The following is a 15,353-nucleotide window of genomic DNA, read 5'->3' on the forward strand; positions in this document are numbered from 1 at the left end:
CGGAAACGGTACGCCATGGCAGACCCGTCGTGACGTACCGGACTCAGAGGCTCATATCCAATAACAAGACGAGGTTGTATCCCTATGCCAGTCGGCAACCACCTGCCCCATGGCGAGACCGCTTCGGGCGGCCCGCTCAAACGCGAACTGGGCGAGCGGCATATCCGCCTGATGGCCCTCGGCGCCTGTATCGGTGTCGGCCTGTTCCTGGGCTCGGCCAAGGCCATCGAAATGGCCGGACCGGCCATCATGCTGTCCTACATCATCGGTGGCCTGGCCATCCTGGTGATCATGCGCGCCCTCGGCGAAATGGCCGTGCACAACCCGGTGGCCGGCTCCTTCAGCCGCTATGCCCAGGATTACCTCGGGCCGTTGGCGGGCTTCCTGACCGGCTGGAACTACTGGTTCCTGTGGCTGGTGACCTGTGTGGCCGAGATCACTGCCGTGGCGGTGTACATGGGCGTGTGGTTCCCCGATACGCCACGCTGGATCTGGGCCCTGGCGGCGCTGATCAGCATGGGCACCATCAACCTGATCGCGGTGAAAGCCTTCGGTGAGTTCGAATTCTGGTTCGCGCTGATCAAGATCGTCACCATCATTGCGATGGTGATCGGTGGTGTCGGCATCATCGCGTTCGGTTTTGGCAACGACGGCGTGGCACTGGGGATTTCCAACCTGTGGGCCCACGGCGGCTTCATGCCCAATGGCATCCAGGGCGTGCTGATGTCGCTGCAAATGGTGATGTTTGCCTACCTGGGCGTAGAGATGATCGGCCTCACCGCCGGTGAAGCGAAGAACCCGCAGAAGACCATCCCCAGCGCCATCGGTTCGGTGTTCTGGCGTATTCTGCTGTTCTACGTCGGTGCGTTGTTCGTGATCCTGTCGATCTACCCGTGGAATGAAATCGGCACCCAGGGCAGCCCGTTCGTGATGACCTTCGAGCGCCTGGGTATCAAGACCGCCGCCGGCATCATCAACTTCGTGGTGATCACTGCGGCGCTGTCGTCGTGCAACGGCGGCATCTTCAGCACCGGGCGCATGCTCTACAGCCTTGCGCAGAACGGCCAGGCGCCGGCCACGTTCGGCACCACCTCAAGCAACGGCGTGCCGCGCAAGGCGCTGCTGCTGTCGATCTTCGTGCTGTTGCTGGGCGTGCTGCTCAACTACATGGTTCCGGAAAAAGTCTTCGTCTGGGTCACTTCCATCGCTACCTTCGGCGCGATCTGGACCTGGCTGATGATCCTGCTGGCCCAGCTCAAGTTCCGCAAAAGCCTGAGCCCGGCCGAACAGAAAGCCCTCAAGTACCGCATGTGGCTGTACCCGGTCAGTTCCTATCTCGCGCTGGCGTTCCTGGTGCTGGTGGTAGGCCTGATGGCGTACTTCCCGGACACCCGCGTGGCGCTGTATGTAGGGCCGGTATTCCTGGTGCTGCTGACGGTGTTGTTCTACGTGTTCAAGCTGCAACCGACCCAGGTCGGCGTGGGTTCACAGCGTTCGGCGTGACCCCTTGGACCTGGCCTGCCGGTGGTCACCACAGGCAGGCCAGCTAGGGTTCAAGTGTGCGGCAAGGTCAGCTACGTGCCCTCAGCCAACTGACGTGCTTGGCAGTGCAGTGCCCTGGGCCAGGTTCAAACGCTTGTTGAACTCCAGCCATGCCGCCAGCCCCGCCATCAGTGCCAGCCCCAGCAGCGCACTGAAAATCTGCATGGTCCAGGCGTCGTCAGCCATGGCGTTGAGCATGTCCGCCAGAGGCGCCAGCAACACGCCGAGGCAGAAGACTTCCAGGGAATAGCGACCCATGCGGCAGCTTTGCTGCGCCCACCAATTCTGCGTCCAGCCGCGACCGGGCAGCAGCTTGGCGGTGACGTAGGCCAGGGCCAGGAAGTGCAGCAGGCGCAGCGGCGACAGGTCGGTCTTGCTGATGGGGTAGATCACATCGCTGAGCCACGCGGGCATCAGCGCGTCGTGCACCTCGGGCCAGCGCCAGGATAGCGTCAGCACTGCGGCAGCCAAGGTGTAGAGCGCCGCCGTGACGAACAGCGGTTGGCGCAGCAGCGGACGGGGTTCAGGCGCACGCGCCCGTCCGGCATGGAGCGCGGCCGCGCCACCCAGGATAAACAGAAACTGCCAGGTCACCGGGTTGAAGTACCACACGCCGTCGGCAATCGCCCGCAGGTTCCAGCCCATCCATGGCGCCAGCAGGTACACCGTCGCCGACGCGCCCACCACCAGCCAGGTCTTGCGCAACAGCAACGGCAGCACCAGTGGCAATCCGGCGAGCAGCACGATATACAGCGGCAGCGGGTCCATCAGGTTGGGTTTGAAACGCAGCAGCAGTTCATCGGTAAGGGCCTGTTGCGGGTGCGTGATGAAGTGCGTCAGGCCCATCTCCTCGACCAGGTCACGGGTTTCCACGTGGCTGTTGGCGAAGAACACGATGCCCATCAGCATCGCCAGCAAAAAGATATGCACCACATACAACACCCAGGTGCGGCGCAGGATTTTCAGCGAGGCCATCCAGTAGCCGTCGCGTTGCAGGATCTTGCCGTAGGCGAGCACCGCGGCGTAGCCGGCGAGGAACACGAACACTTCCGCGGCATCGCTGAAGCCGACGTTGCGCAGGGTGATCTGGCCGAGGGGGTTGTGGGGGACGTGATCCCAGAAGATGAAGATCAACGCCAGGCCCCGAAAAAAATCGATGCGTGGGTCGCGTCCGTTCAGCATGGCAGCGGGCTCTTGAACAATAGGTTTAGTAATGACAGGCGAACGCGCACATCGTCGTACGCCGCACGTCGGGCGGGCGCAGGTTGGCGGTATTTATACGCAATTGCAAAGGTTGGGTATTACTGAATGTCTCTAGACATCAATGATCACCAGCGTGCCCTGGCTACCGGCGAGTACAGCGTGAGGGGTGCCGGCGTGCACGAGGTACATCTGGCCGGCTTGCACACGGATTTCTTCTGCGCCGATGCGCAGGCGTAACTGGCCGCTCACCACCAGCAGCCCTTCGTTGTAGTCGTGGGTTTCTTCCTCGTACGCGCGCTCATCCATGCGCAACACCTTGATCCGCGCCGGGCCGACCTGGCCCAGGCGCGTGGATTTCCAGGTATCGGGCAGCTGTGCGGCGATGGCGGAAAAGTCCAGTAACGGCATGTGAATCTCCTTGTTTCAACGATGCCGTCGGTGGTCCGGTTCAGCGGGGAGGGGGTGTGTCTAGCGGTCAGGCGGCGGCCACTTCGTTGGGCTCGAAACTGTTCGCCCGCGCCATCTGCCACATGCGCGAATAAAACTCGCCGTTGACTTCGCCGGTGAGCAATTCGCCAGGTTTGAGGAACACATGCAGCTGCGAGAACAGCTTGATTTCGGTGGCCGACATGCGCCGCACCAAGTGCTTGGCCGACAGTTGCGAAGGGTGGTCGAGACCTGCGGCAGCGAGCATTTCTGCCAGGGCCTTCAACGTGTTGCGATGGAAGTTGAACACGCGCTGGGCCTTGTCCGGTACCACCAGGGCGCGCTGGCGCAGCGGGTCCTGGGTCGCGACGCCGGTCGGGCATTTGTTGGTGTGGCAGCTTTGCGACTGGATGCAACCAATGGCGAACATGAAGCCACGCGCCGAGTTGGCCCAGTCGGCACCGATGGCCAGGACGCTGGCGATATCGAAGGCGCTGACGATCTTGCCGCTGGCGCCGAGCTTGATCTTGTCGCGCAGGTTCAGGCCCACCAGGGTGTTGTGCACGAACAGCAGGCCTTCACGCAGCGGCACGCCGATATGGTCGGTGAACTCTACCGGCGCGGCACCGGTGCCGCCTTCCTTGCCGTCGACCACGATGAAGTCCGGGAGGATGCCGGTTTCGAGCATGGCCTTGGCGATGCCCATGAACTCCCACGGGTGACCCAGGCAGAATTTGAAGCCCACTGGCTTGCCGCCGGACAGTTCACGCAACTGCGCGATGAACTGCATCATTTCGACCGGGGTGGAGAAGGCACTGTGGCGTGACGGCGAGATGCAGTCTTCGCCCATCAGGATGCCGCGGGTATCGGCAATTTCCTGGGTGACTTTGTGCTTGGGCAGAATCCCGCCATGGCCCGGCTTGGCACCCTGGCTCATCTTGATTTCGATCATGCGCACTTGCGGGTTCTGTGCCTGCACGGCGAAGCGCTCGGGGTCGAAGCGCCCGTCGCTGGTGCGGCAGCCGAAGTAGCCGCTGCCCAGTTCCCAGGTCAGGTCGCCGCCGTTTTCGCGGTGATAAGGGCTGATGCTGCCTTCGCCGGTGTCGTGGGCAAAGTTGCCGAGCTTGGCGCCCTGATTCAGCGCGCGGATGGCGTTGGCGCTCAACGAGCCAAAGCTCATCGCCGAGATATTGAACACTGAGGCCGAGTACGGCTGCGTGCACTGCGGGCCGCCAACCATGACGCGAAATGCGCTGGGGTCGCTCAGCGGCGCGGGGCGCATGGAGTGGCCGATGAATTCGAAGCCCGATTGGTACACGTCGATCAGCGTGCCGAAGGGTTTGTCGGCGGTTTCGTTCTTGGCGCGCGAATACACCAGCGAACGTTGGGCCCGCGAGAAGGGCAGGGCGTCGCTGTCGGACTCGAGCAGGTACTGACGGATTTCCGGGCGGATGGCTTCCACCAGGTAACGGATATTGCCCAGGATCGGGTAGTTACGGCGTACAGCGTGGGGGCTTTGCAGCAGGTCGAACAGACCGATCAGGCTCAGCACACCGGTGACCAGAGTGATGGGCCACAGCCATTCATGTTCGATAAAAGGGAGGCTGGCGAGGGTGAAAATGACACAGGCAGCAAAGAACGCGTAACGGCTTAACAAGGACAGGCTCATACGGTTTTTCCTTGGTTCAACTCTGAAGGTCGATCACCCATTCTGCGCCTGTTGCGAAACCGCGGACAAGGTTTGAGCGCGCAGAGGCCCATTTCAGAGGGGTTGGCGCGCGGAACTCATCGGTTGCCCCGAGCCACTTAAACACACGTTCCTCAACCTCTCCCAAAGTGAGCCGACCATGAATATCAATACTGCCCTGACTGCGGTGGATCTCCTGACACGCCTGACCCAGGCGCCGGAGGCGCGTCCTGCTGCGCCTCAAGTGGCTTCCGGGCGTGAGCCGTTCATCACACCGACCCATCGCCAATTTCCGTCCGGCTTGCGCAATGACAACCCCTTGGTCAGGTCCAGGCTCGACCAGCAATTCTCCTCTTCATCGGGTCACCACCCACGGGCCGCATCAGCGCAAATGCCGGGAGGCGCCGAGCGCACTGGGCTACAAAAGGCAGCGGGCGACGTTGCTCGCAACACCTGGTTTATTCCCGGCTTGAGCAACATGCTCCATGGGGTGGAAAAGTCCGACGGCAGCTTGGGCGGCGCGTTGGCGGGGATGATAAACGGTGTTGATAAAACCCTGCAGACGGGCCTGGCCACGGCGGCTCTGGGGGCTGCGAGGGGCGATTGGATGGCGGTTGCCGATGGCTACACGCAAGCGGTGGCCCATAACGAATCCACGCCCGACTCGGTCAAGTCGACGCTGGCGCTGTCCCACTCCGTGAGGGGCGTCGCGGCTAGTTCCGCTGCGCTTGCAGGAAAATAGAGAACAGCTCCGACTGGGATTTGATCCCCAGCTTGCTGTACATGTGCTTCTTATGGACTTTCACGGTTTCCACCGAGATTTCCAGCTTGCGCGCGATCTCCTTGCTGGAGCAGCCGCTGAGCATCAGGCGGCCCACGTCCAGCTCGCGGGCGGTGAGTTGGGCGCCCCAGTCGTCATTCTGGATCGGCGGCTGTGGGGTGCTGACCTGGTTGAGTTCAAAGGGCAGGCGCTGGCGCAGCAGGCTCAGCACCCAGGGCTGGATCAGCGACAGCAGGGCAATCTGCTGCGGGTCGAAACGCTGCTTCGAGCCCAGGGAGAGGCACAGGGTGCGCCCGTCCGGCAGGTGGCAATTGAACTGAATTTCATCGGCCACCACATTGAGGCGGAAGTAACGCTGGTAGTACTCGGTGAGTTCGAAATGCTCCGGCGCCACTTCAGCCAGGCGTAGCAGGCCGGTGTGCGAGTGCTCGCGGCTGGCGATATAGAAAGGGTCGAGCAGGTAGAGGCCGTTGAGATAATCCTGGAACAAATGGTCCGGGGTGCCGTCGGCGCCCGGGCATTCGGCGAACACCAGCGGGCGGTGCTCGCTGCTGAACAGCAACACCACCCAACTGTCGAACGGCACGTACTGGTCGAGCAGGCGCACCAGTTGGGTCCAGAAGTTGGCCTGGTCGAGGGCGTCTATCATTTGCCCGACTGAACGGTGCCAGGCGATGTCTTGCAGCGAAACGGTCATTCGTCTACCCCCATAGGGTTACCCCGGCGGCGTGATTTCCCCGGCGTGTGCGGCTGCGCATACTGCGCCACAGATAAAACCACAGGATGTCCCATGAAGGTCGAATTTGCCCAGTTGGCAGGCCGCGATAACGGCACAGCTTACAACCTTGAGCGCGCGTTGGCGGCGATTGCTGCAAGTGCAAGCGACACGCAGCTGATCGTATTCCCGGAAACCCACCTCATGGGCTTCCCGACAGCCGAGACCGTCGCCGCTATCGCCGAGCCGTTGGATGGCCCTACTGTGCAGGCGATTATCCAGGCCGCCCAGGCGCGCAATATCGCGGTGGTGATCGGCATGGCCGAAAGCGACGGCGGCCAATTCTATAACACCACCTTGCTGATCACCCCCGAAGGTATCGCGCTGCGTTATCGCAAGACCCACCTGTGGGCCTCGGACCGTGGCGTGTTCACCCCGGGCGATCGCTACGCCACCTGCGTGTGGAACGGCGTGCGCGTGGGCCTGCTGATCTGCTACGACATCGAGTTCCCGGAAAGCGCCCGTGCGAATGCGCAGCTGGGTGCTGAATTGCTGATCGTCACCAACGGCAACATGGACCCGTACGGCCCCACGCACCGCACCGCGATCATGGCTCGGGCCCAGGAAAACCAGGCGTTTGCGCTGATGGTCAACCGCGTGGAAGAGGGCGATGGCGGCCTGCTGTTCGCCGGTGGCAGCGCCCTGGTGGACCCGTTCGGCACCTTGCTGTTCGAAGCCGGGCGCGAGGCCGGGCAATTTACCGTCGAGCTGGACCTCGACCAGTTGGCGGCGGCGCGCAAGGACTACCGCTACCTGGATGACCAGCGCTTGAAATTGCCCGGTGAGGTGATTGAGCACCCTGACGGCACACGCGAGCTGCTGATCCCTGGAAACTGATGGAGCTCCTGTGGCGAGCGGGCTTGCCCTGCGGCCCCAAAACCTGCCACCGCGGGTTGTCTGGAGAAATGCGCTGAACGCAATGGGGGCTGCTGCGCAGCCCAACGCGGGGCAAGCCCGCTCGCCACAATAAAACGGCTGGGCCTATCAATTGGCCTGGCCTTGTAAATCGGTTTGACCATAAGAAAAAAGACGTCCGCTTCACCGACTTCAGTTCTGCCATAAATCTAATAAATCAGCGGAGAATCGCTCATGGCTCGTTTGCAACGCACCCTGTCGTTAGGGTCGGTGGTGCTGTTTGGCATCGCCTATATGACGCCGATCATTGTGCTCGGCACCTTCGGCATCCTCGCGCAATCCACCGCCGGCATGGTCCCTGCCGCCTACCTGGCAGCGCTGGTGGCAATGTTCTTTACCGCCATGAGCTACGGGCGCATGGCCTCGGCGTTCCCGGTGGCCGGTTCCGCCTACAGCTACGTGCGCAAGGCGATCAGCCCCAAGCTGGGCTTTATCGCCGGCTGGGCGGTGTTGCTCGACTACCTGTTCCTGCCCATGGCCATCTGGCTGATCGGCGCGGCGTACCTCAACTCGGCGTTCCCTGCGGTGCCGCAATGGGTCTGGGTGCTGGCGTTTATCGGCATCACCAGCGTCATCAACATCATTGGCCTCAAGCTGGCGAATGGCATCAACGCGTTGCTGATGCTGGTGCAGTTTCTGGTGCTGATCGCGTTTGTCGCGCTGTGCATCCACTACATCGGCGGTGATGCGAGCAAGCCCTTGTGGACCGTCGCCCCGTTCTTCAACGGCCAGATGCAGATGCCGCTGATCATGAGCGGCGCCGCCATCGCCTGCTATTCGTTCCTGGGTTTTGACGCGGTCAGCACCCTCACCGAAGAAACCCGCGACCCTCGCCGCACCATCCCTCGGGCGATCATGTTGATCACGCTGATCGGCGGGCTGATTTTCGTGGCGGTGTCCTATTTCGTGCAGATCGCCCATCCGTCCTTCGAATTCGCCAATGTCGATTCGGCGGCGTATGAAATCGCGCGCAACATCGGCGGCGACCTGTTCGTGTCGATCTTCCTGATCGGCCTGATCGTCGGCCAGTTCGCCTCGGGGCTGTCGGCCCAGGCCAGTGGTTCGCGCCTGCTGTTTGCGATGGGCCGCGACGGCGTGTTGCCCAAGTCGTTCTTCGGCACCTTGCATGCGCGGTTCGGCACGCCGGTCAACAGTATCCTGCTGTGTGCAGCGGTGGCGTTGCTGGCGTTGAAGCTGGACGTGACCACCTCCACATCGTTCATCAACTTCGGCGCGTTCCTGGCGTTCAGCCTGGTGAACCTGTCGGTGATCTTTCACTACTGGATCGGCGCCCAGCAGCGTGGTGTCCGTGAGTTGATCCTGTTCCTGGTGTTCCCGACCATTGGCTTGCTGGCGGATCTGTGGCTGATGATCAGCCTCGACCACCTGGCGATCTACCTGGGCCTGGTTTGGTTGGCGATCGGCCTGGTTTACCTGGGTTTCCTCACGCGCGGCTTCTCCCGACAGCCGCCGGAAATGGACTTCCAGGAGGCCGCATAGAAGCGTACGGCCTATTCTTATTGCAATCGGTTCTCGTTTGGGTGCATGATTTGTGTTACTGTATAACACATCAAATGCACCCAGACGCCCCGGAGGCCTTATGAAAGCTGGTATCCATCCCGACTACCGTACCGTGTTGTTCCATGACACCGCCGCCGATGTGTTCTTCCTGATCGGCTCCACCGCCGACAGCGACCGCACGCATAAACACAGCGACGGCAACACCTACCCTTACATCCCGCTGGACGTGTCCAGCGCCTCGCACCCGATCTACACCGGCCAACAGCGCAAGACCCAGGCCGAAGGCCGTATTGCCGGGTTCAACAAGCGTTTCGCTTCGTTTGGCTCCAGCCCGAAAAAAACCGAGGCGTGAGGGCTCCGCGTTTCACCTCGAAGGCCGCTCCAGAGAATGGAGCGGCTTTTTTTTGTGGGTTGATATCGTAAGGCCATTACTTTGGCGAAAACCAACTAAACTCCTCAGTAATCGCCAAGGAGGCCGTGAACCACAACAACAAGGAAACCCAACCGACGATCCGAGGTGTGCCATGGGAGAGTCAGTGGCTTTCACCGATACCGAACGCGCCGTCGTGCTGCTGATCGATGCCCATCCGCAGGTGCTGCACAGCCTGACGCACCTGCTGCGGCTGGAGCCCTTCGAACTGCACAGCGCCACTTGCGCGGCCGATGCCCTGGCCATTCTCGCCAGCCAACCCGTCGACCTGGTGATGAGCGCTGCGCGCCTGCCCGACATGGACGGCGCGTCATTGCTGGCACATATCCACCAGCACTATCCCCATACGGTGCGCATCCTGCTGACCAGCGAGACCGACCTGACCCTGATCATCAAGGCCATCAACGAAGGCGAGATCTACCGCTACCTGAGCAAACCCTGGAAGGATGAAGAGTTGTTGCTGGCGCTGCGCCAATCCCTGGCGCATCAGCATTCGGAGCGCGAGCGTGCGCGGCTGGAGCAACTGATCCAGCAGCAGAACGACGCACTCAAGCAGCTCAACACGACCCTGGAAAAACGCGTGGCCTCGCGCACCAGCGAGCTGCAGCAAACCGCCGACATGCTTGACCTGGCCTACGAAGAACTCAAGCACAGCTATGCCACCGGCGCCGAGGTGTTCTCGCTGCTGGCCAACCTGCGCCTGCCGCGCGCGAAGCAGACCAACCGGCAGATCATCGAACTGGTACGCACCTGGTGCGTGGCCCATGGCGAGGACTGCGCCAGCAATCGCGACCTGACCATGGCCGCCGCGCTCTACAACATCGGCAAGTTGAGCTGGAGCGACAGCATGATGGCCTCGCCCTCGGACTTGCTGCACAGCAGCGACCGCGAACGGTATCGCGCCTACCCGGCCCAGAGCGAATCACTGCTGATGACCCTGGAGCCGATGAAAGATGCCGCACGCCTGATCCGCCATCATCAGGAGCGCTGGGACGGCAGTGGCTTCCCCGATCACCTCAAGGGCGAAGCGATTCCCGCCGGGTCGCGGCTGTTGAAGTTGGCAGTGGATTTTATCGAGCTGCAAAAGGGTCTGATCCTCGAGCGGCAGATGAACAGCGATGAAGCGCTGCTGTACATCCGCAAATACGCCGGGCGGCTGTATGACCCGCTGTTGGTCGAAGACTTTGTGCAGGTCTGCGCAACCTACTTGAATGACGTGACCTTGGGCGACCCCAACGTCAAAGTGCTCGGCACCCGCGAGCTGGAGGAGGGCATGGTGCTGGCGCGCAATCTGAATGCCGACAACGGCATGCTGCTGCTCAATGCCGGCAAGGTGCTGAACCTGCCGCTGGTGGACAAGTTGATCGCGTTCGAAACCATGGAGGGTGCGCGCTACAGCGTGTTTATCAAGCACCTCGAGGTGTTGTCATAAGGCGGCTGTGGCCTCGATCTCGAACAGAATATCGGGGTGAAACAGCGCGGCGACGCCGATCAGGGTCGAGGTCGGGTGGCAGCCTTTTTCACCCAGGCGTTGCGTCAGCACCGGCATGGCTTCAAAAAACTGCGCCATGTCTTTCACGTAGTACGTCACCCGCACGACCTGCCCCAATTGAGCACCACCTTCGGCAAGTACCGTCTCCAGGTTGTCCAGCGCCTGGAGGATCTGCGCGGCCATATCGTCTTTGTGCAGCGGGTTACCGTCGGCATCGACTGAGGTTTGCCCGGCGCAGAGGATCAGGCGGGCGTTGGCGCTGATCACCCGGCCCTGCACAAAACCATGTGCGTCCTGCCAGCGCCAGGGGTTGAGTATCGAGTTTTTCAGCGTGCTCGCCACGGCGCTGCGGCTGGCGGTGTAGGCCAATAGGGGCAGGGCCGCCGTCGCGAGCAGGCCTTTGATCAGATGTCTTCTGAAGAGGGTGATGGGCATTTCCGTACTCCGGTTTAGTGACTGGGCGCGGAGGTGCCAGAACCCTTGGGGTTCAGCCTTCGTGGCGTTCGCCTTTAAGCGCAGTGGCCGGGGGCGTCAGCACGAAAATCGCGCGAAAGGGGCTGTCTGCCAGGTTGGCGAACTCATGGGGTTCGGCAGTGCTGAACGCCAGGCTGTCGCCTTCCTGCATTTCAAAAATATCCTCGTTGACCTGAATGCTGCCGTGCCCGGCAGTGACAATCACCAGTACCGAGGTGTCGCCGTAGGTCAACTGGCCTGTCCGGTCGCCTGGGGCCATGTCCAGTTCGTAGGCTTCAACGTGCTTGAACGGCCTCGGCGTAATCAAATACTTGCGCGACCGCACTCCCCACTTCACATAGGGCCGTTCGGCCTGGCGAACCACACGCGAAGTCGAGCTGATTTTGGCGTCGCTGACCAAGTCGCCCAGTGAAACACCCAGTGCATTGGCGATTCGCACAAGGTTGGCGAAACCTGGAGCGGCTTTGCCGTTCTCGATCTGGCTGATCATGCTCGCGCTGGTGCCTGCCTCTTCGGCCAGGCGGCGCACGGTCAGTTGACGCATTTTGCGAAAATCGCGGATTTTCTGGCCCAGCACGGCCATGTCGGCGTGGGGTGGCAATACAGTGGTCATTGATTGCTTTGTTCCATTCAGTTGAACAAAATGTTCAATAGTTTGTCAATGGGCTTGAATGCAGCGTTCATGTTAATTGAATTATTTGTTCAGAGACTGCGGCGTTTGCTGAAGCGCTGGCCGGCATGTGATCCTTGCGCCTTTTGCTTTCCAAGGAAGATTTCCCATGCCCTCGACCATCCGCATCGCCGCCGCGCTTTTGATCGGCAGTGACGGCCAGACCCTGCTGGTGCGCAAGCGCGGCACCCAGGCGTTCATGCAACCTGGCGGCAAGATCGACGCCGGCGAGCAACCTGCCGAGGCGCTGGCGCGTGAGCTGTTTGAGGAGCTGAACCTGCGTATCGAGCCCGGCGCTGCGACCTACCTCGGCCAGTTTTCGGCACCTGCCGTCAACGAGCCGGGTTTCACCGTGGAAGCCGAGCTGTTCCAGGTGCAGATCGACGTCCCGGTCACCCCTGCCGCCGAGATTGAAGAGGTGCGCTGGATCGACCCCGCCGGCGATGGTGGCTTGCTGTTGGCGCCGTTGACCCGTGATCTGATCCTGCCGTTCTATCGCGCGTCGCTGACCACCCCGGCCTGATCGCCCCTTGCGCGTCAGCGCACCGCGCTGACGCCATCCAGGGTGGAAAACGAGGTGTCCTTGGCCGTCAGCAGGAAGTCGCGCATATACGGCGCGTCCAGCATGTCCGCGCGGATGCCCGCATACAGCGTGGCAAACAGGCCTTTCTCGCCCAGGCGCTTGGCCTTCACGTAACCCCGTGAGCTGTATTCATGCAGCGCCCAATGGGGCATGCCGCACACGCCGCGGCCGCTGGCGACCAGTTGCATCATCATCACCGTCAGCTCCGAGGTGCGCACCTGGGCCGGTTCCACATCGGCCGGCTCGAGGAAGCGCGTGAAAATGTCCAGGCGGTCGCGCTCCACCGGGTAGGTGATCAGGGTTTCGGTCAGCAGGTCTTCGGGCACGATGTAGGACTTGTGCGCCAGTGGGTGTTGATTGGCCACCGCGAGCATGGCTTCGTAGGTGAACAACGGCACGTAGGTGATGCCCGGCAATTCCAGTGGATCGGACGTCACCACCAGGTCCAGGTCGCCACGGGCCAGGGCTGGCAGCGGCGCAAAGGCGAAGCCCGAGGCCAGGTCCAGCTCGACTTCCGGCCAGGCATCGCGGAACTGGTCGATGGTCGGCATCAGCCATTGGAAACAGCTGTGGCACTCGATCGCCATGTGCAAACGCCCGGCGGTACCGCCGGCCAATCGTGCGATGTCACGCTCGGCGCCGCGCAGCAGCGGCAGGGTCGCATCGGCCAGTTGCAGCAGACGCAGGCCGGCGCTGGTGAAGCGCAGCGGCTTGGTCTTGCGCACGAACAACGGCATGCCCAGGCGTTCCTCCAACTCCTTGAACTGGTGGGACAGCGCCGACTGCGTCAGGTGCAGGCGCTCGGCGGCTTCTACCAGGCTGTCGGCTTCGCGCAGGGCGTGCAGGGTCTTGAGGTGGCGGATTTCGAGCACGGGCTCTCCATGAAAACAATTTGTGAAGAATTGGAATGGCGTGAGTTTGTCTCATGTTGCAGGCCGTGTCGACCATGACCACTGGGCACTCTTCATCAAACTGTCACGCAACTGTGGCAGCGCGCTCGAACAAACTTCATCAGACTCGCGCTCTACTGGGGTTCTGTGTTTCGGTGTTTTCCATGCGCGTGTTGCTTTTATTGGCCGCTTTCATGTTCGGCCTGCCGTCTTTTGCGGCGTCTCGATGTGATGTCAATGTCCCGACCCAAACGGTCGACCTGGAAACGGTCAGCATCGCCTACCAGAGCATCGGGCGGGCGTCCGATCCCGCGTTGCTGCTGGTCATGGGCCTGGGCGGGCAGTTGATCCACTGGCCGGATGAAGTGGTGGTGGCGTTGTGCGAACAGGGCTTTCGGGTGATCCGCTACGACAACCGGGATGTCGGCCTGTCCACCTGGCGACAGGCACCTGCCAGCGCCAACCTGACCTTCGAAGTGCTGCGCTACAAGCTCGGCCTGCCGGTGGCGGCGCCCTACACGCTGACTGACATGGCCGACGACGCCCTGGGCCTGATGGACGCGTTGCAGGTCCGCCAATTCCATGTGCTGGGCGCGAGCATGGGCGGCATGATCGCCCAGCACCTGGCGGCCATGGCGCCGCAGCGGGTCGAAAGCCTCACGCTGATCATGACCAGTTCCGGCGCCGAAGGGTTGCCGGCGCCGAGTGCGGCGTTGGTGCAATTGCTGTCGCGGCGCAGCGCACCAAACCGTGAAGTCGCGCTGGAACAGCAGGCGGATTTGTTGGCAGCCCTGGGCAGCCCGTCGGTGAAAGATGATCGCCAGGTGTTGCTGCAGCAGGCGGCGCTGTCCTACGACCGCGCCTTCAACCCAGACGGCGTGAAGCGCCAGATCATGGCGATCCTCGCCGAGCCAAGCCGGGTACCGTTGCTCAACCAGTTGCGCGTGCCCACCCTGGTAGTCCACGGCACGGCCGACCCGTTATTGCCGGTGATGCACGGCGTGCATTTGGCGGCGCATATCCAGGGCAGCCAGCTGAAACTGATTCCAGGCCTGGCCCATCGATTCCAGGAAGCCTTCAAGGCGCCGCTGCTGGCGGCAGTGCTGCCGTACCTGCAAGCCCATCGCGAAGATGCCGCCCATTGGGCGCAGATTGACCTGGGCGAGCCTTCGAAGGTGTTGTGACATTGGTGTATCGTGCAATTTTTGCGGCGCATTGCCAGCGAGGTTGCCTACCATGAGTACTCCCCTGAAAATCGATTTCGTCAGCGATGTGTCCTGCCCCTGGTGCATCATCGGCCTGCGTGGCCTGACCGAAGCCCTCGACCAGCTTGGCGCCGAGGTGCAGGCCGAGATTCATTTCCAGCCGTTCGAACTGAACCCGAACATGCCGGCCATCGGTCAGAACATCGTCGAGCACATCACTGAAAAGTACGGCTCCACTGCCGAAGAATCCCAGGCCAACCGTGCGCGCATCCGCGACTTGGGCGCGGCGTTGGGCTTTGCCTTTCGTACCGATGGACAGAGCCGCATCTACAACACGTTCGATGCGCACCGCCTGTTGCACTGGGCCGGGCTGGAAGGCTTGCAGTACAACCTCAAGGAAGCGCTGTTCAAGGCGTATTTCACCGACCAGCAGGACCCTTCCGATCACGCCACGCTGGCAATCATTGCTGAAAGCGTCGGGCTGGATATCAAGCGGGCGGCCGAGATTCTCGCCTCCGACGAATACGCCGCCGATGTCCGCGAGCAAGAGCAGTTGTGGATATCCCGGGGCGTGACCTCGGTGCCGACCATCGTGTTCAACGATCAGTATGCGGTCAGCGGTGGCCAGCCGGCCGACGCCTTCGTGGGCGCGATTCGCCAGATCATCCGCGAGGCGAAGGGCTAAGCCTGTGGGTGGGGGCTGGCTTGCCTGCGATGGTCTGCGCGGTCTACCGGATAGACCGAGGTGCCGGCATCGCT

General features: G+C 62.0%; 16 protein-coding genes. 9 read left to right on the forward strand and 7 right to left on the reverse strand.

What is annotated here, in order from left to right:
* Positions 1 to 84 precede the first annotated feature (84 nt).
* Positions 85 to 1,503, forward strand: a complete 1,419-nt coding sequence (locus tag JFU04_RS04960; RefSeq protein WP_201143607.1) for an amino acid permease — start codon at positions 85 to 87, stop codon at positions 1,501 to 1,503.
* A gap of 81 nt (positions 1,504 to 1,584) precedes the next feature.
* Here the strand turns inward: JFU04_RS04960 and JFU04_RS04965 are convergent, their stop codons facing one another.
* From JFU04_RS04965 to JFU04_RS04975, 3 genes are all read right to left on the reverse strand, one after another.
* Entirely contained in the window at positions 1,585 to 2,724 is a 1,140-nt protein-coding gene (locus JFU04_RS04965; protein WP_120447723.1) for an OpgC family protein, read from the reverse strand.
* 132 nt (positions 2,725 to 2,856) lie between these two features.
* Entirely contained in the window at positions 2,857 to 3,153 is a 297-nt protein-coding gene (locus tag JFU04_RS04970; RefSeq protein WP_201143608.1) for a cupin domain-containing protein, read from the reverse strand.
* Between the two features lie 67 nt (positions 3,154 to 3,220).
* Entirely contained in the window at positions 3,221 to 4,840 is a 1,620-nt protein-coding gene (locus JFU04_RS04975) for an FMN-binding glutamate synthase family protein (protein WP_201143609.1), read from the reverse strand.
* Positions 4,841 to 5,018: 178 nt separating this feature from the next.
* Between JFU04_RS04975 and JFU04_RS04980 the strand changes: the two genes are divergently transcribed.
* A complete protein-coding gene (locus tag JFU04_RS04980) occupies positions 5,019 to 5,600 on the forward strand; it encodes a hypothetical protein (protein ID WP_201143610.1) in 582 nt (193 codons plus the stop codon).
* Here the strand turns inward: JFU04_RS04980 and JFU04_RS04985 are convergent.
* Positions 5,572 to 6,336: a helix-turn-helix transcriptional regulator gene (locus tag JFU04_RS04985; protein WP_106805031.1), complete on the reverse strand. Its 765-nt coding sequence runs from the start codon at positions 6,334 to 6,336 to the stop codon at positions 5,572 to 5,574. The two genes, JFU04_RS04980 and JFU04_RS04985, sit on opposite strands and share 29 nt — an antisense overlap.
* A 93-nt stretch (positions 6,337 to 6,429) precedes the next feature.
* Here JFU04_RS04985 and JFU04_RS04990 point away from each other — a divergent pair, with 93 nt between their 5' ends.
* The 4 genes from JFU04_RS04990 (at position 6,430) to JFU04_RS05005 (ending at position 10,712) form a co-directional block, all read left to right on the forward strand.
* Positions 6,430 to 7,251 (forward strand): carbon-nitrogen hydrolase family protein, encoded by an 822-nt coding sequence (locus JFU04_RS04990; protein ID WP_201143611.1) that lies wholly within the window; start codon positions 6,430 to 6,432, stop codon positions 7,249 to 7,251.
* 252 nt (positions 7,252 to 7,503) lie between these two features.
* Complete coding sequence (locus tag JFU04_RS04995) at positions 7,504 to 8,829, forward strand: APC family permease (RefSeq protein ID WP_065906826.1); 1,326 nt, start codon at positions 7,504 to 7,506, stop codon at positions 8,827 to 8,829.
* A 100-nt stretch (positions 8,830 to 8,929) separates the two neighbouring features.
* Positions 8,930 to 9,202 (forward strand): type B 50S ribosomal protein L31, encoded by a 273-nt coding sequence (locus JFU04_RS05000; protein ID WP_025858669.1) that lies wholly within the window; start codon positions 8,930 to 8,932, stop codon positions 9,200 to 9,202.
* A gap of 172 nt (positions 9,203 to 9,374) precedes the next feature.
* Positions 9,375 to 10,712, forward strand: coding sequence for an HD domain-containing phosphohydrolase (locus tag JFU04_RS05005; protein WP_120447729.1), 1,338 nt, complete (start codon positions 9,375 to 9,377; stop codon positions 10,710 to 10,712).
* Here the strand turns inward: JFU04_RS05005 and JFU04_RS05010 are convergent.
* Positions 10,707 to 11,207: a RidA family protein gene (locus tag JFU04_RS05010; protein ID WP_120447730.1), complete on the reverse strand. Its 501-nt coding sequence runs from the start codon at positions 11,205 to 11,207 to the stop codon at positions 10,707 to 10,709. The genes JFU04_RS05005 and JFU04_RS05010 overlap by 6 nt on opposite strands.
* Before the next feature lie 52 nt (positions 11,208 to 11,259).
* A complete protein-coding gene (locus JFU04_RS05015; RefSeq protein WP_201143612.1) occupies positions 11,260 to 11,859 on the reverse strand; it encodes a helix-turn-helix domain-containing protein in 600 nt (199 codons plus the stop codon).
* A gap of 166 nt (positions 11,860 to 12,025) precedes the next feature.
* Between JFU04_RS05015 and JFU04_RS05020 the strand changes: the two genes are divergently transcribed.
* Positions 12,026 to 12,439: an NUDIX hydrolase gene (locus JFU04_RS05020; protein WP_120447732.1), complete on the forward strand. Its 414-nt coding sequence runs from the start codon at positions 12,026 to 12,028 to the stop codon at positions 12,437 to 12,439.
* 14 nt (positions 12,440 to 12,453) lie between these two features.
* Here JFU04_RS05020 and metR read toward each other — a convergent pair whose 3' ends face one another.
* Complete coding sequence (gene metR / locus JFU04_RS05025) at positions 12,454 to 13,371, reverse strand: transcriptional regulator MetR (RefSeq protein WP_065906818.1); 918 nt, start codon at positions 13,369 to 13,371, stop codon at positions 12,454 to 12,456.
* Positions 13,372 to 13,553: 182 nt separating this feature from the next.
* On the opposite strand from metR, the gene JFU04_RS05030 reads away from it, so the two are divergent.
* Complete coding sequence (locus tag JFU04_RS05030; protein ID WP_065906816.1) at positions 13,554 to 14,573, forward strand: alpha/beta fold hydrolase; 1,020 nt, start codon at positions 13,554 to 13,556, stop codon at positions 14,571 to 14,573.
* A 52-nt stretch (positions 14,574 to 14,625) separates the two neighbouring features.
* Positions 14,626 to 15,279: a DsbA family oxidoreductase gene (locus JFU04_RS05035; RefSeq protein ID WP_065906813.1), complete on the forward strand. Its 654-nt coding sequence runs from the start codon at positions 14,626 to 14,628 to the stop codon at positions 15,277 to 15,279.
* Positions 15,280 to 15,353 lie beyond the last annotated feature (74 nt).

Source organism: Pseudomonas sp. TH21, from assembly GCF_016651025.1.
Taxonomy (GTDB): domain Bacteria; phylum Pseudomonadota; class Gammaproteobacteria; order Pseudomonadales; family Pseudomonadaceae; genus Aquipseudomonas; species Aquipseudomonas aylmerensis.